General features: G+C 52.4%; 35 protein-coding genes. 1 reads left to right on the top strand and 34 read right to left on the bottom strand.

The window, feature by feature from the left end; genetic code table 11:
- Window positions 1-14 precede the first annotated feature (14 nt).
- The 32 genes from AC6I7Z_RS01795 to rpsJ form a co-directional block, all read right to left on the bottom strand.
- A complete protein-coding gene (locus AC6I7Z_RS01795; protein ID WP_497815380.1) occupies window positions 15-221 on the bottom strand; it encodes an alternative ribosome-rescue factor A in 207 nt (68 codons plus the stop codon).
- A gap of 50 nt (window positions 222-271) precedes the next feature.
- Window positions 272-709: a Zn(2+)-responsive transcriptional regulator gene (zntR, locus tag AC6I7Z_RS01790; RefSeq protein ID WP_497812938.1), complete on the bottom strand. Its 438-nt coding sequence runs from the start codon at window positions 707-709 to the stop codon at window positions 272-274.
- Window positions 709-1080, bottom strand: coding sequence for a DnaJ family domain-containing protein (locus AC6I7Z_RS01785; RefSeq protein ID WP_048784036.1), 372 nt, complete (start codon window positions 1078-1080; stop codon window positions 709-711). Before AC6I7Z_RS01785 ends, zntR begins: the two co-directional genes overlap by 1 nt.
- Before the next feature lie 99 nt (window positions 1081-1179).
- Window positions 1180-1566 (bottom strand): 50S ribosomal protein L17, encoded by a 387-nt coding sequence (gene rplQ / locus AC6I7Z_RS01780; RefSeq protein ID WP_003850180.1) that lies wholly within the window; start codon window positions 1564-1566, stop codon window positions 1180-1182.
- A 40-nt stretch (window positions 1567-1606) separates the two neighbouring features.
- Window positions 1607-2596, bottom strand: coding sequence for a DNA-directed RNA polymerase subunit alpha (locus AC6I7Z_RS01775; RefSeq protein ID WP_003850179.1), 990 nt, complete (start codon window positions 2594-2596; stop codon window positions 1607-1609).
- A 25-nt stretch (window positions 2597-2621) separates the two neighbouring features.
- Window positions 2622-3242: a 30S ribosomal protein S4 gene (gene rpsD, locus AC6I7Z_RS01770; RefSeq protein WP_010618555.1), complete on the bottom strand. Its 621-nt coding sequence runs from the start codon at window positions 3240-3242 to the stop codon at window positions 2622-2624.
- 32 nt (window positions 3243-3274) lie between these two features.
- Entirely contained in the window at window positions 3275-3664 is a 390-nt protein-coding gene (rpsK, locus tag AC6I7Z_RS01765; RefSeq protein WP_004160563.1) for a 30S ribosomal protein S11, read from the bottom strand.
- Between the two features lie 16 nt (window positions 3665-3680).
- Entirely contained in the window at window positions 3681-4037 is a 357-nt protein-coding gene (gene rpsM / locus AC6I7Z_RS01760; RefSeq protein WP_033752934.1) for a 30S ribosomal protein S13, read from the bottom strand.
- A gap of 146 nt (window positions 4038-4183) precedes the next feature.
- Window positions 4184-4300 (bottom strand): 50S ribosomal protein L36, encoded by a 117-nt coding sequence (gene rpmJ, locus AC6I7Z_RS01755; protein WP_004160566.1) that lies wholly within the window; start codon window positions 4298-4300, stop codon window positions 4184-4186.
- Window positions 4301-4332: 32 nt separating this feature from the next.
- Window positions 4333-5664: a preprotein translocase subunit SecY gene (gene secY, locus AC6I7Z_RS01750; protein WP_033752936.1), complete on the bottom strand. Its 1332-nt coding sequence runs from the start codon at window positions 5662-5664 to the stop codon at window positions 4333-4335.
- 7 nt (window positions 5665-5671) lie between these two features.
- Window positions 5672-6106: a 50S ribosomal protein L15 gene (gene rplO, locus AC6I7Z_RS01745; RefSeq protein ID WP_033752938.1), complete on the bottom strand. Its 435-nt coding sequence runs from the start codon at window positions 6104-6106 to the stop codon at window positions 5672-5674.
- A gap of 3 nt (window positions 6107-6109) precedes the next feature.
- The gene (rpmD, locus tag AC6I7Z_RS01740) at window positions 6110-6289 is read right to left on the bottom strand and encodes a 50S ribosomal protein L30 (RefSeq protein WP_021186404.1); all 180 of its coding nucleotides are present in this window, start codon (window positions 6287-6289) and stop codon (window positions 6110-6112) included.
- A 5-nt stretch (window positions 6290-6294) separates the two neighbouring features.
- Window positions 6295-6795: a 30S ribosomal protein S5 gene (rpsE, locus tag AC6I7Z_RS01735; protein ID WP_033752940.1), complete on the bottom strand. Its 501-nt coding sequence runs from the start codon at window positions 6793-6795 to the stop codon at window positions 6295-6297.
- Between the two features lie 14 nt (window positions 6796-6809).
- On the bottom strand, window positions 6810-7163 hold the full coding sequence (rplR, locus tag AC6I7Z_RS01730) for a 50S ribosomal protein L18 (RefSeq protein ID WP_033752941.1): 354 nt from the start codon (window positions 7161-7163) through the stop codon (window positions 6810-6812).
- 9 nt (window positions 7164-7172) lie between these two features.
- On the bottom strand, window positions 7173-7706 hold the full coding sequence (rplF, locus tag AC6I7Z_RS01725; protein WP_033752942.1) for a 50S ribosomal protein L6: 534 nt from the start codon (window positions 7704-7706) through the stop codon (window positions 7173-7175).
- Between the two features lie 12 nt (window positions 7707-7718).
- On the bottom strand, window positions 7719-8111 hold the full coding sequence (gene rpsH / locus AC6I7Z_RS01720; RefSeq protein ID WP_033752943.1) for a 30S ribosomal protein S8: 393 nt from the start codon (window positions 8109-8111) through the stop codon (window positions 7719-7721).
- 33 nt (window positions 8112-8144) lie between these two features.
- Window positions 8145-8450 carry a 30S ribosomal protein S14 gene (gene rpsN, locus AC6I7Z_RS01715; RefSeq protein WP_033752945.1) on the bottom strand — a complete coding sequence of 102 codons (306 nt, stop codon included), beginning with the start codon at window positions 8448-8450 and terminating at the stop codon, window positions 8145-8147.
- Between the two features lie 14 nt (window positions 8451-8464).
- Complete coding sequence (rplE, locus tag AC6I7Z_RS01710) at window positions 8465-9004, bottom strand: 50S ribosomal protein L5 (RefSeq protein ID WP_033752947.1); 540 nt, start codon at window positions 9002-9004, stop codon at window positions 8465-8467.
- Window positions 9005-9018: 14 nt separating this feature from the next.
- Window positions 9019-9333 carry a 50S ribosomal protein L24 gene (rplX, locus tag AC6I7Z_RS01705; protein ID WP_003850150.1) on the bottom strand — a complete coding sequence of 105 codons (315 nt, stop codon included), beginning with the start codon at window positions 9331-9333 and terminating at the stop codon, window positions 9019-9021.
- 10 nt (window positions 9334-9343) lie between these two features.
- Window positions 9344-9715 (bottom strand): 50S ribosomal protein L14, encoded by a 372-nt coding sequence (rplN, locus tag AC6I7Z_RS01700; RefSeq protein ID WP_006120590.1) that lies wholly within the window; start codon window positions 9713-9715, stop codon window positions 9344-9346.
- A gap of 251 nt (window positions 9716-9966) precedes the next feature.
- On the bottom strand, window positions 9967-11319 hold the full coding sequence (locus AC6I7Z_RS01695) for an 8-oxoguanine deaminase (RefSeq protein ID WP_497815379.1): 1353 nt from the start codon (window positions 11317-11319) through the stop codon (window positions 9967-9969).
- A gap of 315 nt (window positions 11320-11634) precedes the next feature.
- On the bottom strand, window positions 11635-11889 hold the full coding sequence (gene rpsQ / locus AC6I7Z_RS01690) for a 30S ribosomal protein S17 (RefSeq protein ID WP_033752951.1): 255 nt from the start codon (window positions 11887-11889) through the stop codon (window positions 11635-11637).
- The gene (gene rpmC / locus AC6I7Z_RS01685) at window positions 11889-12080 is read right to left on the bottom strand and encodes a 50S ribosomal protein L29 (RefSeq protein ID WP_025902044.1); all 192 of its coding nucleotides are present in this window, start codon (window positions 12078-12080) and stop codon (window positions 11889-11891) included. Before rpmC ends, rpsQ begins: the two co-directional genes overlap by 1 nt.
- On the bottom strand, window positions 12080-12490 hold the full coding sequence (gene rplP, locus AC6I7Z_RS01680) for a 50S ribosomal protein L16 (protein ID WP_002438716.1): 411 nt from the start codon (window positions 12488-12490) through the stop codon (window positions 12080-12082). The genes rpmC and rplP overlap by 1 nt, the downstream gene beginning before the upstream one ends.
- 12 nt (window positions 12491-12502) lie before the next feature.
- On the bottom strand, window positions 12503-13201 hold the full coding sequence (rpsC, locus tag AC6I7Z_RS01675; RefSeq protein WP_009087585.1) for a 30S ribosomal protein S3: 699 nt from the start codon (window positions 13199-13201) through the stop codon (window positions 12503-12505).
- Window positions 13202-13218: 17 nt separating this feature from the next.
- Window positions 13219-13551 (bottom strand): 50S ribosomal protein L22, encoded by a 333-nt coding sequence (gene rplV, locus AC6I7Z_RS01670; RefSeq protein WP_007891659.1) that lies wholly within the window; start codon window positions 13549-13551, stop codon window positions 13219-13221.
- Window positions 13552-13564: 13 nt separating this feature from the next.
- A complete protein-coding gene (gene rpsS, locus AC6I7Z_RS01665) occupies window positions 13565-13843 on the bottom strand; it encodes a 30S ribosomal protein S19 (RefSeq protein WP_001138115.1) in 279 nt (92 codons plus the stop codon).
- 16 nt (window positions 13844-13859) lie between these two features.
- The gene (rplB, locus tag AC6I7Z_RS01660; RefSeq protein WP_033752967.1) at window positions 13860-14681 is read right to left on the bottom strand and encodes a 50S ribosomal protein L2; all 822 of its coding nucleotides are present in this window, start codon (window positions 14679-14681) and stop codon (window positions 13860-13862) included.
- 17 nt (window positions 14682-14698) lie between these two features.
- The gene (gene rplW / locus AC6I7Z_RS01655; RefSeq protein WP_033752969.1) at window positions 14699-15001 is read right to left on the bottom strand and encodes a 50S ribosomal protein L23; all 303 of its coding nucleotides are present in this window, start codon (window positions 14999-15001) and stop codon (window positions 14699-14701) included.
- Entirely contained in the window at window positions 14998-15603 is a 606-nt protein-coding gene (rplD, locus tag AC6I7Z_RS01650) for a 50S ribosomal protein L4 (RefSeq protein WP_033752971.1), read from the bottom strand. The genes rplW and rplD overlap by 4 nt, the downstream gene beginning before the upstream one ends.
- A gap of 10 nt (window positions 15604-15613) precedes the next feature.
- The gene (gene rplC / locus AC6I7Z_RS01645) at window positions 15614-16243 is read right to left on the bottom strand and encodes a 50S ribosomal protein L3 (protein WP_033792404.1); all 630 of its coding nucleotides are present in this window, start codon (window positions 16241-16243) and stop codon (window positions 15614-15616) included.
- A gap of 32 nt (window positions 16244-16275) precedes the next feature.
- Window positions 16276-16587: a 30S ribosomal protein S10 gene (gene rpsJ / locus AC6I7Z_RS01640; RefSeq protein ID WP_001181005.1), complete on the bottom strand. Its 312-nt coding sequence runs from the start codon at window positions 16585-16587 to the stop codon at window positions 16276-16278.
- Between the two features lie 125 nt (window positions 16588-16712).
- Between rpsJ and AC6I7Z_RS01635 the strand changes: the two genes are divergently transcribed.
- Entirely contained in the window at window positions 16713-16865 is a 153-nt protein-coding gene (locus AC6I7Z_RS01635; protein ID WP_497812937.1) for a hypothetical protein, read from the top strand.
- A 97-nt stretch (window positions 16866-16962) separates the two neighbouring features.
- Here the strand turns inward: AC6I7Z_RS01635 and bfr are convergent, their stop codons facing one another.
- Window positions 16963-17445: a bacterioferritin gene (bfr, locus tag AC6I7Z_RS01630; RefSeq protein WP_033752977.1), complete on the bottom strand. Its 483-nt coding sequence runs from the start codon at window positions 17443-17445 to the stop codon at window positions 16963-16965.
- 105 nt (window positions 17446-17550) lie between these two features.
- Window positions 17551-17745 carry a bacterioferritin-associated ferredoxin gene (gene bfd / locus AC6I7Z_RS01625; protein ID WP_033752979.1) on the bottom strand — a complete coding sequence of 65 codons (195 nt, stop codon included), beginning with the start codon at window positions 17743-17745 and terminating at the stop codon, window positions 17551-17553.
- Window positions 17746-17907 lie beyond the last annotated feature (162 nt).

Here is a 17907-nt window from a genome sequence, read left to right as displayed (position 1 = left end):
GCAAGGCGGCTTTTTTATGCCCATAAAGCAGAAGGCCAGTGATAAGCGCTTTTCTTATCACTGGCCTCCCAACCGCCACCTTTCGCATGTTTCTCTTTTCGCCGATAGCTGCCTTTGCCTTTGTGCTTCTGTTCGATGCGCTGGCGGAACAGCGGGTCGTGTAACAGGGCCTGGATTGCGTTGTCGCGAATCTCGCCTTTGGTGTGCTGATATTTACTCATCATGGTCTCCTCATTTCGACCGCCTAAATATAGGCTCTTTTGCGCTAAATTCAATCCCGCCGGTGCGCGTGTTCCGGTCTCGGATCCGTTCCTTTCTCAAGTGCTTCCAGTATCGAACAGCAGTCGCTGCTGTGCGCGGCGCCGCAGCAGGCGTCGGATAAGCGCTGCAGCGAACGCTGCACATTTTGCAGTTCGCCGATCAAGGCATTCACCTCCTGCAGGCGCGCCTGAACTATCGCCTTCGATTCCTCGCAGGTATGGTGCGCGGGATCGACGCGGATCGACAGCAGATCGCGAATCGCATCCAGCCCAAAGCCCATCTGCCGGCCAACGCGAATAAACTTCAGCCGCTGCAGGTCGCTGTCGCTGTAGAGGCGAAAACCGCCTTCAGTGCGGATTTCATGCCCCATCATCTGCTGTTTCTCATAGAAACGGATGGTGTCGACGGTGACGTTGGCCAGCTTTGCCAGTTGTCCGATACGGTACACTACTCCTCCTTCAACAGACGATCGCGGATCGCTTCGCCATAGGCGCCCTGCAAAAACGCGGTGCTCATCCCCGCCTGGCGCAGCTGAAGCTCCAGCACCAGCAGGCGTTTGCTCTGCTCGCGATAGCGCTGATCGTCCGGATCGAGATTGCGTAGCAGATCGCTGATCTCCAGCGCTTCGCGCCGCATCTCCAGCTCCGGCGGCAGAAAGCCGGCGTTTTTTAACAGTCGGTAGCCGCTACGTAATTCGGCCGGGACGTTGCTGTCGTCATCGAGCTCAAGCGGCGCGCCTTCGCCCGGGAGATTGCTGAGCTCGCCCTTTTCCTGCGCCGCGCGAATATGCTGTTCAGCCAGCTGGTCGATTAACCACATGAACGCCTCCTGAGTTAGCCAGAATAGTGAGCTTAACGGACAGGGTAAATTTCAGGCAATAAAAAACCCGCCGAAGCGGGTTTTTTACGATGCTGCAGATTACTCTGCGGCAGCTTCTGCTTGAGCTTCTGGACGATCAACCAGCTCGATGTATGCCATCGGAGCGTTGTCACCAGCACGGAAGCCACACTTCAGAATGCGAGTGTAACCACCGGCACGGCTCGCGAAACGCGGGCCCAGCTCGTTAAACAGTTTTGCCACGATCTCGTTATCACGAGTGCGGGCGAATGCCAGACGACGATTAGCTACGCTGTCGGTCTTGGCAAGAGTAATCAGCGGCTCAACTACGCGGCGCAGCTCTTTGGCTTTCGGCAGAGTCGTTTTGATGATCTCATGACGAACCAGAGAACCGGCCATGTTGCGGAACATAGCCTGACGATGGCTGCTGTTGCGGTTCAGTTGACGACCACTCTTACGATGGCGCATGACCTTATCCTTCTCAGTGAAACCTTAACCTGTGATCCGGTTATTCATCAGCAATGCTTGCCGGCGGCCAGTTCTCGAGGCGCATGCCCAGAGAAAGACCACGTGAGGCGAGCACATCTTTAATCTCGGTAAGAGATTTTTTACCCAGGTTAGGCGTTTTGAGCAGCTCAACCTCGGTACGCTGTACCAGATCACCGATGTAGTGGATAGCTTCTGCCTTAAGGCAGTTAGCAGAGCGGACAGTCAATTCCAGATCGTCAACAGGGCGCAGCAGGATCGGATCGAATTCTGGTTTCTCTTCTTTCACTTCCGGCTGACGTACATCACGTAAATCAACGAAAGCTTCCAGTTGTTCTGCCAGGATGGTCGCCGCACGACGAATCGCCTCTTCAGGATCGATTGTGCCGTTGGTTTCCATTTCGATGACCAGCTTGTCCAGGTCGGTGCGCTGTTCTACACGCGCTGCTTCAACATTGTAGGCGATACGGTCTACAGGGCTGTAGCAAGCGTCGACCAACAGGCGGCCGATTGGGCGCTCATCTTCTTCCGAATGAATTCGGGCAGAAGCCGGCACATAACCACGACCACGCTGAACTTTGATACGCATGCTGATAGCGGCGTTCTCATCGGTCAGGTGACAGATCACGTGCTGCGGCTTGACGATTTCGACATCACCGTCATGGGTAATGTCGGCTGCAGTCACAGGGCCAATGCCAGATTTATTCAGGGTCAGAATGACTTCATCTTTACCCTGAACTCTTACCGCCAGCCCTTTCAGGTTGAGCAGGATTTCCAGGATATCTTCCTGTACGCCCTCTTTGGTGCTGTACTCATGCAGTACACCATCAATTTCAACCTCGGTCACCGCGCAACCCGGCATGGAAGAAAGCAGAATACGGCGCAGTGCGTTACCAAGAGTATGGCCAAAGCCACGCTCTAAAGGCTCAAGGGTCACCTTGGCGTGCGTCGAACTCACTTGCTCGATATCTACCAGGCGCGGTTTTAGAAACTCTGTCACAGAACCCTGCATTGTGTCCTCTCTTTGGTACTAAGCTTTACTTGGAGTAAAGCTCGACGATCAGGTGTTCGTTAATGTCCGCAGACAGATCGGTACGCTCAGGAATACGCTTGAACACACCTTCCATCTTAGTCGCATCAACTTCCAGCCAGGTTGGCTTTTCACGCTGCTCAGCCAGCTCCAGAGCGGCCTTCACGCGAGATTGCTTTTTGGCTTTCTCGCGGATGCTTACGACATCATTCGGAGATACCTGATAAGAAGCGATGTTAACAACGCGGCCGTTAACCATTACAGACTTATGGCTGACCAGCTGACGTGCTTCTGCACGAGTGGCGCCGAAGCCCATACGGTAAACTACGTTATCCAGACGACCTTCCAGCAGAGCTAACAGGTTTTCACCGGTGTTGCCTTTCAGACGTGCTGCTTCTTTATAGTAGTTGCGGAACTGACGTTCCAGAACGCCGTAGATACGACGAACTTTTTGCTTTTCACGCAACTGACCGCCGTAATCAGACAGACGCGGTTTACGCGCACCATGCTGACCAGGGGCTTGTTCAATTTTACACTTGGAATCAATCGCGCGAACGCCAGACTTCAGGAAAAGGTCTGTGCCCTCACGACGGCTCAGCTTGAGCTTAGGACCCAAATATCTTGCCATTTTCTTTCTCCAACTATCCTAAAAACGCGGCGTTATACGCGACGTTTTTTCGGCGGACGACAACCGTTGTGAGGGATCGGAGTCACATCAGTAATATTAGTGATGCGGAAACCTGCGGCGTTCAGAGCACGAATCGTTGATTCGCGACCCGGACCCGGACCCTTAACCATAACTTCCAGGTTCTTAATACCGTAATCTTTCACGGCTTCTGCACAGCGCTCTGCAGCGACCTGAGCAGCAAACGGAGTAGATTTACGTGAACCGCGGAAACCGGAACCACCGGCGGTTGCCCAACCCAGCGCGTTACCCTGACGATCAGTAATGGTAACGATGGTGTTGTTAAAAGAAGCATGGACATGAGCCACGCCATCTGAGACTTGCTTTCTTACACGCTTACGTGCACGAACTGGTGCCTTTGCCATTATTTACTCACCCCGATTATTTCTTGATCGGTTTGCGCGGACCCTTACGGGTACGTGCATTGGTCTTAGTACGCTGACCGCGTACTGGCAGACCACGACGATGGCGCAAACCACGGTAGCAACCAAGGTCCATCAGACGCTTGATGCTCAGGGTGATTTCACGGCGCAGATCACCTTCAACAACGAATTTACCAACCGCATCACGCAGCTGATCAATTTGTTCTTCAGACAGCTCACTGATCTTAACATCTTCAGCGATACCCGTTGCAGCGCAAATGGCTTTAGAACGGGTCTTGCCGATACCGAAAATCGAAGTTAATGCGATAACGGTGTGTTTATGATCAGGAATGTTAATGCCTGCTATACGGGCCACTATGCACTCCTATAATTAAATAAATGCGCCCCATGCTGAAAAGCCCGTTTTCAGGATACTCAAATGGAAACGCATTGACATACAAAAGATTGGCTGGCTAATCTAGCCAGCTCAACCCGACTTTGCAAGAAAAATATGTGAAAAAATCAGCCCTGGCGCTGTTTATGCTTAGGCTCGGCGCTGCAAATCACACGTACGACACCGTCGCGACGGATGATTTTGCAGTTACGACATAATTTCTTGACGGAAGCACGAACTTTCATTTTTACTCTCCGTAACTTCTCAAGCGCCTGAATTAACGGCCGTAGCCCTTCAGGTTTGCTTTCTTCAATGCAGACTCGTACTGACTAGACATCATCAGAGTTTGCACTTGAGCCATAAAGTCCATGATGACGACCACTACGATGAGCAGTGATGTACCGCCAAAGTAGAAGGGAACTTTCATCGCATCACGCATGAACTCCGGGATCAGGCAAATAAAAGTAATGTACAGTGCGCCGATTAAGGTCAAACGCGTCATTACTTTATCGATATACTTCGCCGTTTGCTCTCCCGGACGAATTCCCGGTACGAATGCACCAGACTTCTTCAGGTTATCTGCCGTTTCGCGCGGGTTGAAAACCAACGCCGTGTAGAAAAAGCAGAAGAAGATGATTGCAGTCGCATAGAGTAGCACATATAGCGGCTGTCCTGGCTGCAAATACAGCGAAATTGTTGTCAGCCAGTTCCAACCGGTACCGCCCCCGAACCAGGATGCTATCGTCGCGGGGAACAGAATAATGCTGGAAGCAAAGATGGCCGGAATAACACCCGCCATGTTCACTTTCAACGGTAAATGTGTGCTCTGTGCAGCGTATACACGACGACCTTGCTGACGTTTCGCATAGTTCACCACAATGCGGCGCTGGCCACGCTCAACGAAAACAACGAAGAAGGTCACTGCAAATACGAGAACTGCAACCAACAGCAACAGGAGGAAGTGCAGGTCGCCTTGCCGCGCTTGCTCGATGGTATGGCCAATGGCCGGCGGAAGTCCCGCAACAATACCCGCGAAGATAATGATCGAAATACCGTTGCCGATACCTCGTTCAGTAATCTGTTCGCCCAGCCACATCAGGAACATAGTCCCGGTGACCAGACTCACAACAGCGGTAAAGTAGAAGGCAAAGCCTGGATTTAATACCAGGCCCTGCATTCCAGGCATATTCGGTAAACCGGTAGCAATACCGATTGACTGAAATATCGCCAATACCAACGTACCGTAGCGGGTGTACTGGCTAATCTTACGACGGCCAGCCTCCCCTTCCTTCTTAATCTCCGCTAACGCTGGATGAACCACCGTCAGCAGCTGGATAATAATAGAGGCCGAAATATACGGCATAATACCCAGCGCGAAGATTGAAGCACGGCTGAGAGCACCACCAGAGAACATGTTGAACATTTCAATGATGGTGCCACGCTGTTGCTCAAGCAGTTTGGCAAGTACAGCGGCATCAATACCAGGGATCGGAATGAAAGAGCCAATTCGGAAGACAATCAGTGCACCGATTACAAACAGCAGTCTGCGTTTCAGTTCACCAAATCCACCTTTGGCACTTTGAAAATCTAATCCCGGTTGTTTAGCCATCTGCTACTTATTCCTCGATTTTACCGCCAGCAGCTTCGATTGCAGCACGAGCACCTTTGGTGACACGCAGACCGCGAACCGTTACCGGTGCAGAAACTTCACCAGACAGAATCACTTTCGCGAATTCGATCTGAACACCGATAATGTTGGCTGCTTTCAGCGTGCTCAGGTCAACGATACCGCCTTCCACTTTCGCCAGATCAGACAGACGCACTTCTGCAGTCACGAATGATTTGCGCGAGGTGAAGCCGAATTTCGGCAGACGACGGTACAGAGGCATCTGACCACCCTCGAAACCGCGACGTACGCCACCGCCAGAACGAGAGTTCTGACCTTTGTGACCACGACCACCGGTTTTGCCGAGGCCAGAACCGATACCACGACCCAGACGCTTAGACGCGTGCTTAGAGCCTTCGGCCGGAGACAGAGTATTTAAACGCATCTGTTACTCCTCTACTTTCAGCATGTAAGAGATCGCGTTGACCATACCGCGTACTGCCGGCGTGTCTTCACGCTCAACGGTGTGGCCAATACGACGCAGACCCAGACCAACCAGAGTGGCTTTGTGCTTAGGCAGGCGGCCGATTGAGCTACGGGTTTGAGTGATTTTAATAGTCTTAGCCATCGTGATTACCCCAGAATTTCTTCAACGGATTTACCACGCTTGGCAGCGACCATTTCTGGAGAATTCATATTTTCCAGGCCGTCGATAGTTGCACGAACCACGTTGATCGGGTTGGTGGAACCATAGGCTTTAGCCAGAACGTTATGAACTCCAGCGACTTCCAGAACGGCGCGCATTGCACCGCCGGCGATGATACCGGTACCTTCAGAAGCCGGCTGCATGAACACGCGGGAACCCGTGTGCGCACCTTTAACCGGGTGCTGCAGGGTGCCGTTGTTCAGCGCGACATTAATCATGTTGCGACGGGCTTTTTCCATCGCTTTCTGGATCGCTGCCGGAACTTCGCGCGCTTTACCGTAACCAAAACCAACGCGGCCGTTACCATCACCCACTACAGTCAGTGCGGTGAAGGAAAAGATACGACCACCTTTCACAGTTTTAGAAACACGGTTTACCGCGATCAGTTTTTCCTGCAGTTCGCCAGCTTGTTTCTCGATGTGTGACATCCTAGACCTCTACCTTAGAACTGAAGGCCAGCTTCACGAGCAGCATCTGCCAGTGCCTGGACACGACCATGATATTGGAAACCGGAACGGTCGAAAGAAACATCTTTGATGCCTTTTTCGATAGCGCGCTCTGCAATAGCTTTACCTACTGCGGCAGCTGCATCTTTGTTGCCGGTGTACTTCAGTTGTTCAGAGATAGCTTTTTCTACAGTAGAAGCAGCAACCAGAACTTCGGAACCGTTCGGGGCGATCACCTGTGCGTAAATGTGACGCGGGGTACGATGTACCACCAGGCGAGTAGCACCCAGCTCTTTGAGCTTGCGACGTGCACGGGTCGCACGACGGATACGAGCAGATTTCTTATCCATAGTGTTACCTTACTTCTTCTTAGCCTCTTTGATACGCACGACTTCGTCGGCGTAACGGACACCCTTGCCTTTGTAAGGCTCAGGACGACGGTAGGCGCGCAAGTCAGCTGCAACCTGGCCGATCAGTTGTTTATCAGCGCCTTTCAGCACGATTTCAGTCTGAGTCGGACATTCTGCAGAGATACCCGCGGGCAGCTGATGATCAACCGGGTGAGAAAAACCCAGTGACAGGTTAACCACGTTGCCTTTGACGGCAGCACGATAACCAACACCAACCAGCTGCAGCTTCTTAGTGAAGCCTTCGGTAACACCGATAACCATGCCGTTCAGCAGCGCACGAGCGGTACCCGCCTGCGCCCAGCCGTTTGCAAAACCGTCGCGCGGAGCGAAGGTCAGTGCATTGTCAGCATGCTTAACTTCTACGGCATTATTGATAGTACGAGTCAGCTCGCCGTTTTTACCTTTAATCGAAATTACCTGACCGTCGAGTTTTACCTCTACGCCGGCAGGAACAACGACAGGTGCTTTAGCAACACGAGACATAGTTTCCTCCGATTACGCTACGTAGCAGATAATTTCGCCGCCAAGACCAGCCTGGCGTGCTGCACGATCAGTCATGACACCTTTAGAGGTAGAAATAACAGCAATACCTAATCCCGCCATAACTTTCGGCAGCTCATCTTTTTTCTTATAGATGCGCAGACCTGGGCGGCTGACACGCTGAATGCTTTCTACAACAGCTTTACCCTGGAAATACTTAAGAGTCAGTTCCAGTTCCGGCTTGATGTCGCCTTCGATTTTGAAATCTTCAATATAACCTTCTTCCTTCAGCACGTTGGCAATTGCCACTTTCAGCTTGGAGGAAGGCATGGTGACCGCAGCTTTGTTCGCGGCCTGACCGTTACGGATACGGGTCAGCATATCCGCGATCGGATCTTGCATGCTCATCTGTCTTTACTCCCGTGATTCAATTGGTGACAATTACCAGCTAGCCTTTTTCAGACCCGGGATTTCACCGCGCATAGCGGCTTCACGGACCTTGATACGGCTCAACCCGAACTTCCGCAGGAAACCGTGCGGACGACCTGTTTGACGGCAGCGGTTACGCTGACGAGACGGGCTGGAATCACGCGGCAGAGTCTGCAGCTTGAGAACAGCGTTCCAACGATCTTCGTCGGTTGCGTTCACATCAGAAATGATCGCTTTCAGTTCAGCGCGTTTTGCGAAGAATTTGTCTGCTAATTTCACACGCTTAACTTCGCGTGCTTTCATTGATTGCTTAGCCATTAAGTAACCCTACCTTACTTGCGGAACGGGAAGTCAAAGGCAGTCAGCAGAGCACGGCCTTCATCATCAGATTTCGCAGTAGTGGTAATGGTGATATCCAAACCACGAACGCGATCGACTTTGTCGTAGTCGATTTCTGGGAAGATGATCTGCTCACGAACGCCCATGCTGTAGTTGCCACGACCGTCGAAAGACTTCGCGGACAAACCACGGAAGTCGCGGATACGCGGTACAGCAATGGTGATCAGACGCTCAAAGAACTCCCACATGCGCTCGCCGCGCAGAGTTACTTTACAGCCGATCGGATAGCCCTGACGGATTTTGAAGCCTGCAACTGATTTGCGTGCTTTGGTGACCAGCGGTTTTTGACCGGAGATTGCTGCCAGGTCAGCTGCTGCGTTTTCCAGCAGTTTCTTGTCAGCGATCGCTTCACCAACACCCATGTTCAGGGTGATCTTCTCGACCCGAGGGACTTGCATGACAGAAGTGTAGCCAAACTCTGTCATGAGTTTCTGGACTACTTCGTCTTTGTAGTAATCATGCAGTTTCGCCATCGTACTACTCCAAATTACTTGATAGTTTCGCTGTTAGACTTGAAGAAACGGACTTTTTTGCCGTCTTCGAATCTAAAGCCTACACGGTCAGCCTTGCCGGTTGCCGCATTGAAAAGCGCAACGTTGGAAACCTGAATAGCGGCTTCTTTTTCAACGATGCCACCTGGTTGGTTCAGAGCCGGAACCGGCTTCTGGTGTTTCTTAACCAGGTTGATGCCTTCAACGATGACCTTGCCAGAAGACAGGACATTCTTAACTTTACCGCGCTTACCTTTATCTTTGCCGGTCAGCACGATAACTTCGTCGTTACGACGGATTTTCGCTGCCATTGTTCGCTCCTTAGAGTACTTCTGGTGCCAGAGAGATAATTTTCATGAACTTTTCAGTACGAAGTTCACGAGTTACCGGCCCAAAAATACGTGTTCCGATTGGCTGCTCGCTGTTATTGTTCAAAATAACGCATGCGTTACCATCGAAGCGAATGACAGAACCGTCCGGGCGACGAACACCCTTCCTGGTGCGCACCACTACCGCCTTCAGGACATCACCTTTTTTCACCTTACCACGCGGAATTGCTTCCTTGATGGTAACTTTGATGATATCGCCGACGCCTGCGTAGCGACGGTGCGAGCCACCCAGAACCTTGATACACATTACGCGACGTGCACCGGAGTTGTCGGCGACGTTCAGCATAGTCTGTTCTTGGATCATTTTAGTGCTCCGCTAATGTCAACTACTACTTCGGGACCCAAAATTCAGGTCGTTAGAAAGCCCCATATTTGAGGGCGCGGCATTATAACACCGGTTCTCACAGATGGGTAGAAAAAATGAACGGCTCAGCAATGGAGCCGCTTATTTTCCCTGATAACAGGGAGGGCGTATTCTAGGGAATAGTCTCAGCAGTAGCAAATGTAATCTGCCTTATTTTTCGACACTCGCCCTTGTCTCCCTGTTTAGCGCCTTTAGGCCATCAGCTGCGCGGCCAGCTGGTTATGGCGATGAAGCACGTTCGGCAGGTCGATAACCGTCAATTCGCCCTTGCGCACCACTACTTTCCCATTGATAACGCTATAGGCCACCTGACCCGGATTACAGAAGACCAGCGCCGCGACCGGATCGTGCCCTGCCCCGGCCAGCCCGAGCCGGTTCAGGTCGAAGACCGCCAGGTCCGCCTGCATACCGGGCGCAATGACGCCTATGTCATCGCGGTTCAGCACCTTCGCCCCGCCCCGCGTCGCCAGCTCCAGCGCCTGACGCGCGCTCATTGCGTCAGGGCCAAAGCCGACCCGCTGCAGCAACATCGCCTGACGCGCTTCGCCGATCATGTCGGAACTGTCGTTAGAGGCGGAGCCGTCGACCCCTAGCCCGACGTTAACGCCCGCGTCGCACATATGCCGGATCGGCGCGATGCCGGAGGCGAGACGCATATTGGAGCAGGGACAGTGCGCCACGCCGGTGCCGGTGCGCGCAAACAGCGCGATGCCGTGATCGTCAAGCTTCACGCAGTGCGCATGCCAGACGTCGTGCCCTACCCAGCCGAGATCCTCGACATACTGCGCCGGCGTCATATTGAACTTCTCGCGGCTGTAGCGGATATCGCTGTCGTTCTCCGCCAGGTGGGTATGCATTGAGACGTTGTAGCGGCGAGCCAGCGACGCGGATTCTTTCATTAGCTCGCGGCTGACCGAGAACGGAGAACAGGGCGCGACGACGATGCGTAGCATGGCGCCGCGACGGCTGTCGTGATAGCGCTCGATAACGCGTTGCGTATCTTCCAGGATAGCGGCCTCTTTCTCTACCAGGCTATCCGGCGGCAGGCCGCCCTGCTTCTGACCGACGCTCATGCTGCCGCGGCTGGCATGAAAGCGCATGCCCATTTCCGCTGCGGCCGCGATACTGTCGTCGAGCCGGCAGCCGTTGGGATAGACGTACAGGTGATCGCTGGTAGTGGTGCAGCCGGAGAGCATCAGTTCAGCCATCGCCGTCTGCGTTGAGACATGTATCATTTCCGGCGTCAGCTTCTGCCAGATGGGATAGAGATGCGTTAGCCAGTTGAACAACTCGCCGTTTTGCACCGACGGCACGACGCGGGTGAGGCTTTGATACATATGATGATGCGTATTGATCAGGCCCGGCACCACGATGTGCCCGCGCAGGTCGATAATCTCGTCTGCGCTTTGCGGCAGCTCGTCTGCGGAGCCGACCGCCTCAATTTTATCGCCTTTTATGTAGATGCTGCTGTTGCGAATTTCGCGTCGCGCATCATCCATACAGACGACCCTCTCAGCATTTTTTAATAACAGAGTCCGTTGCATCCCATTGCCCTTTTGCTGCGGTGAGTGAAGGGTCGATAGTATCGTCTCTTTTTTCGCCACGCTAACAGAAGGGATGGCTGCCAGCAGCGGCACGGTGAGTAAAAACCGACGCAGGCGGTCCGGTGTTTCCTTTTTCACACTATTCATCCTGTCCATGTTGAACCAATACGCGGCATCGTTGCCGCCATACAAGCTCGATTATTATGAACAAGTCAGCAGATGATATTTTGACCAGTGTCGATAGCGTAGGCAGATTAAGGGCAAAAAAAAACCCTCTGCCGAAGCAGAGGGTTTCTTCAGAAAAAGCAGTTCCTGTTACAGAACGGCTTTCTCGATGACGCGAACCAGAGTCCAGGATTTGGTCTTGGACAGCGGACGGGTTTCGCGGATTTCAACCACGTCACCAATACCGCATTCGTTGTTCTCGTCATGGATGTGCAGCTTAGTCGTACGCTTAATGAATTTACCGTAGATCGGGTGTTTCACGAAACGCTCGATAGCGACAACTGCAGATTTCTGCATTTTGTCACTAACAACACGACCTTGCAGAGTACGGATTTTATCGGTCATTACGCACCCGCCTTCTCAGTCAGTAAAGTCTTAACGCGTGCAACATCACGGCGAACCTGTTTCAGCAGATGGGTCTGCTGCAGTTGGCCAGATGCTGCCTGCATGCGCAGGTTAAATTGCTCACGCAGCAGATTAAGCAGCTCAGTGTTCAGCTCTTCAACGCTTTTTTCACGCAGCTCTGTTGCTTTCATTACATCACCGTCTTAGTAACAAAGGTGGTTTTGATAGGCAGTTTTGCTGCTGCCAGCTTGAAGGCTTCACGGGCCAGCTCTTCTGGTACGCCGTCCATTTCATACAGGACTTTACCAGGCTGAATCAGGGCAACCCAATACTCCACGTTACCCTTACCTTTACCCATACGCACTTCCAGCGGCTTCTCGGTGATCGGTTTGTCCGGGAATACACGGATCCAGATCTTACCTTGACGCTTAACTGCACGGGTCATAGCACGACGTGCTGCTTCGATCTGACGAGCAGTCAGACGACCACGGCCAACAGCTTTCAGACCGAAAGTACCGAAGCTAACATCCGTACCCTGCGCCAGACCGCGGTTGCGGCCTTTGTGCACTTTACGGAATTTTGTACGCTTTGGTTGTAACATCAGCGACTCTCCTTACTTACGGCCTTTACGCTGCTGCTTTTTAGGTTGAGCAGCCGGTTCCGGTTGTTCAACAGCAGCCATACCACCCAGGATCTCGCCTTTGAAGATCCATACCTTAACGCCGATTACACCATAAGTGGTGTGCGCTTCAGAGGTGTTGTAGTCAATGTCAGCACGCAGAGTGTGCAGCGGTACGCGACCTTCACGGTACCATTCGGTACGTGCGATCTCAGCGCCACCCAGACGGCCGCTAACTTCAACTTTGATACCTTTAGCGCCCAGACGCATGGCGTTCTGAACAGCGCGCTTCATCGCACGACGGAACATCACGCGACGCTCCAGCTGTGAAGTGATGCTGTCAGCAACCAGTTTCGCGTCCAGTTCCGGTTTACGGACTTCGGCGATATTGATCTGTGCAGGTACGCCAGCGATGTTCGCGACGACCGTGCGCAGTTTCTCTACGTCTTCACCCTTTTTACCGATAACGATACCCGGGCGAGCGGTGTGAATGGTCACACGGATGCTCTTAGCCGGACGCTCGATAACGATGCGGGATACAGACGCTTTTGCCAGTTCTTTAGTCAGGAACTGACGAACTTTAAAATCGCTGTCCAGGTTGTCAGCGAATTCTTTGGTGTTCGCAAACCAGGTAGAGTTCCATGGTTTTACAATACCCAGGCGAATACCATTAGGATGTACTTTCTGACCCATTGCTAGTCTCCAGAGTCTCAGCGATCGGACACAACCACAGTAATGTGGCTGGTGCGCTTCAGGATGCGATCTGCACGACCTTTAGCACGCGGCATAATGCGCTTCATGCTCGGGCCTTCGTCTACGAAAATTTTCGCGACTTTCAGATCGTCGATATCAGCGCCATCGTTGTGTTCGGCGTTAGCAATGGCAGATTCCAGGACCTTCTTAACCAGTACAGCCGCTTTCTTGTTGGTGTAGGTCAGAATATCCAGAGCCTGCGACACTTTCTTACCGCGAATCAGGTCAGCAACAAGGCGAACCTTCTGAGCAGAAGAACGAGCATGGCGATGTTGAGCAATAGTTTCCATCTCTTCCTCCTACTTATTTCTTCTTGGCTTTCTTATCAGCAGCGTGGCCGCGATAAGTACGTGTCGGTGCAAATTCACCCAGCTTGTGGCCGACCATTTCGTCGGAAACAAAGACAGGAACGTGCTGACGACCATTATGGACAGCGATGGTCAAACCGATCATGTTAGGGAAGATCGTTGAACGACGGGACCAGGTGCGCAGGGGCTTCTTGTCTCCGCTTTCCACCGCTTTCTCTACCTTCTTCAGCAAGTGCAGGTCAATAAAAGGACCTTTCTTGAGAGAACGTGGCATGGCTTATCCTCTAAAATTATTTGCTACGGCGACGTACGATAAATTTATCAGTACGCTTGTTGCTACGGGTCTTCTTACCTTTGGTCTGAACGCCCCACGGAGTTACCGGGTGCTTACCAAAGTTACGACCTTCACCACCACCGTGCGGGTGATCGACTGGGTTCATCGCGGTACCGCGAACGGTCGGACGAACACCACGCCAGCGAGTTGCACCAGCTTTACCCAGAACGCGCAGCATATGCTCAGCGTTGCCGACTTCGCCCAGGGTTGCGCGGCAATCAGCTTCGATTTTACGCATTTCGCCTGAACGCAGACGCAGGGTAACGTAGGAGCCTTCACGCGCAACGATCTGCACGTAAGCGCCAGCAGAGCGAGCGATCTGACCGCCTTTGCCCGGCTTCATTTCTACGTTGTGCACGGTAGAACCCACCGGGATGTTACGCATCGGCAGGGTGTTGCCTGCTTTGATCGCAGCATCAACGCCAGACTGAATCTGGTCGCCGGCTTTCAGGCCTTTAGGGGCCAGGATATAACGGCGCTCGCCGTCTTTGTACAGAACCAGTGCGATGTTCGCAGAACGGTTCGGATCGTACTCAAGACGCTCAACAACTGCCGGGATACCGTCTTTGTTGCGTTTAAAGTCAACAATACGGTAAGCCTGCTTGTGACCACCACCGATATGACGGGTAGTGATACGACCATTGTTGTTACGACCACCGGATTTGCTGTTCTTTTCGATCAGCGGGGCAAAAGGTTTGCCCTTGTGCAGCTCAGGGTTTACCACTTTAACGACGTGGCGACGACCCGGAGATGTCGGTTTACATTTAACAACTGCCATTGTCTTTCTCCTCCGACTTACTCAGCGCCGCCGACGAAGTCCAGGTTCTGGCCTTCCTTCAGGGTGACGTAAGCTTTTTTCCAGTCGCTGCGACGACCGATACGCTGTCCGTGACGCTTAGTTTTCCCTTTAACAACCAGGGTGTTCACGTCTTTAACTTCTACTTCGAACAGTTTTTCAACAGCAGCAACGATCTCTGCTTTGGTCGCGTCTTTAGCAACTTTGAGAACGATGGTGTTGGTTTTTTCCATCGCAGCAGACGCTTTTTCAGATACGTGCGGCGCGCGCAGTACTTTCAGCAGACGTTCTTCACGGATCATGCCAGCATCTCCTCAACTTGCTTAACTGCATCAGCAGTCATAACGACTTTGTCGAAGGCGATCAGGCTAACTGGGTCGATACCCGCTGCATCGCGCACGTCAACCTTGTACAGGTTGCGGGCAGCCAGGAACAGATTCTCATCCAGTTCACCGGTGATGATCAGCACGTCTTCCAGCGCCATGTCTTTCAGTTTCTGTACCAGCAGCTTGGTTTTCGGCGCTTCTACAGAGAACGTCTCGACAACGATCAGACGATCTTGACGTACCAGTTCGGACAGGATGCTTTTCAGCGCGCCGCGGTACATCTTTTTGTTAACTTTTTGACTGTGGTCCTGCGGACGCGCAGCGAAGGTCACGCCACCTGAACGCCAGATCGGGCTCTTTACAGAACCTGAACGCGCACGGCCGGTGCCTTTCTGGCGCCAGGGCTTTTTGCCCGAACCAGTTACTTCAGCACGCGTTTTCTGCGCGCGGGTACCCTGACGGGCGCCTGCAGCGTAAGCAACAACAACCTGGTGAACCAGCGCTTCGTTGAAATCACGACCGAAGGTAGTTTCGGAAACAGTCAGCGCGCTCTGCGCGTCTTTCAGTACTAATTCCATTGCTATCCCCTTACGCCTTCACAGCTGGTTTAACGATCAGGTCGCTGCCGGTCGCACCCGGGACAGCACCTTTCACCAGCAGCAGGTTGCGCTCAGCGTCAACACGTACCACATCCAGGCTCTGAACGGTTACGCGCTCATTACCCAGCTGACCTGCCATTTTCTTGCCTTTGAACACTTTGCCCGGAGTCTGGTTCTGACCGATAGAACCCGGAACGCGGTGAGAAAGGGAGTTACCGTGGGTAGCGTCCTGGGTACGGAAGTTCCAGCGCTTAACGGTACCTGCGAAACCTTTACCTTTAGAGGTACCGGTTACGTCTACTTTTTTAACGTCAGCGAAAATTTCAACACTGATGCTCTGACCAACTGAGTACTCTTCACCTTCAGCGGTGCGGAATTCCCACAGGCCACGGCCGGCTTCAACGCCAGCTTTAGCAAAATGACCAGCTTCAGGTTTGGTCACACGGTTCGCTTTTTTCGCACCGGTGGTAACCTGGATTGCCTGGTAACCATCGTTCTCCAGGCCTTTGACCTGAGTAACGCGGTTTGCTTCAACTTCGATTACGGTTACTGGGATTGAAACGCCGTCTTCAGTGAAGACGCGGGTCATGCCCACTTTTTTACCGACTAAACCAATCATTGTATCAACCTCTCAATCGCTCGATGACCTGATTAACCCAGGCTGATCTGCACGTCTACACCGGCAGCCAGATCCAGACGCATCAGAGCATCAACGGTTTTTTCAGTTGGCTCAACGATGTCTACCAGACGCTTGTGAGTGCGGATTTCGTACTGATCGCGCGCATCTTTGTTAACGTGCGGAGAGATCAGAACGGTGAAGCGCTCTTTGCGAGTCGGCAGCGGGATCGGACCACGAACCTGCGCACCAGTGCGCTTGGCGGTCTCAACGATTTCCGCGGTTGATTGATCGATCAGACGATGATCAAACGCTTTAAGACGGATACGGATTCTTTGGTTCTGCATGAGACCAGAGCTCCAAACTTTTTATAGACGAAAAAAATTACTACTCGCACCCATTACGATTGATGGGAGAGTGTAATCGTTCAGCATATAACTCCACAATTGGGAGTATTGTCAGGCGACCTAACATGCTGCCGCCTGCGATTCTGCTCGAATCGCGCCTGCTAATATTGGCAAGCCCGCGCATTATACGTAAATCTGCTCAGGAAGCAACCCGTGTTCTGTTTTTAACCTTATTTTATGGCGGTATTATCGCGGCGGCAGGTGGCGAAGCGGAGTAAAGGCGGGAGTGGGCATCCGGATAAGGTAAAAGAGACAAGCCCGTTTTCGCTATCTGCCAGCGAAAACGGGCTCTACTGGGTGTGTTTCACAGCTAGTCTACTCTTCGTCTCTTTCCCGGATTTGCGCCTGCAGGTAGTTCTGGATGCCCAGCTTGTTGATGAGATCGAGTTCGGTTTCAATCCAGTCGATATGGTGCTCTTCATCCGCGAGAATTTCGATCATCATGTCGCGGCTGACGTAGTCATGCACCTTGTCGGCGTAAGCAATTGCTTCACGCAGGTCTTTCGCTCCTTCCAGCTCTAGCTGGAGATCCGAGCGCAGCATCTCCTCTACATCTTCGCCAATCCGCAGCCGCCCTAAATCCTGCAGATTGGGAATCCCCTCCAGAAACAGAATGCGCTCGATATATTTATCAGCGTGCTTCATCTCGTCGATGGATTCATGGTACTCCGTGTCGTTGAGGCGCATCAGACCCCAGTTTTTAAACATCCGCGCATGAAGAAAGTACTGGTTGATGGCAACCAGTTCATTTCCCAGCAATTTATTGAGATGGCTTATGATTTTAATGTCGCCCTTCATTTTGCTTCCTCCGCTTCCAGTTAAATTAGAGCGTAGATGCGGATAAAAAGAAGTCAAAAAAACGCGACAGAATTTGTGGGTATTAAGGCATGCGCCCAGGGAGGATTAGGCGATCTCTTTATAGAGCGGCACATTTTGCAGCTCGTCTTCCATGATTTCTCGCGCGACGCGGATGCACTTGCCGCACTGCTTTCCGACGGGGACAAGCTGGCGCAGCTGCTGGATAGATTTAGGCTGATAGCGGCGAACCGCCTCACGAAGGGTTTTGTCACTGACGGCGTTACACAAACAAACGTACATTTACTGCTCACCTCGATCGTTTTATGATCAAAGATTAAATGAGAATCGTTTTTATTTCAAACCCAAGATTAGTGTGGATAAGCTGGCCTGAGCAGGCTTCAGACATAAAAAAAGAGCACCGAAGTGCTCTTTTCTGCTCTGGTGGCCCGAAGGCCACCTGGC

This window comes from Pantoea sp. X-Soil-MYKO-1289, assembly GCF_059730625.1.
Note: the sequence above shows the minus strand (reverse complement) of the source record. Positions and strands in the feature narration are given on the sequence as shown.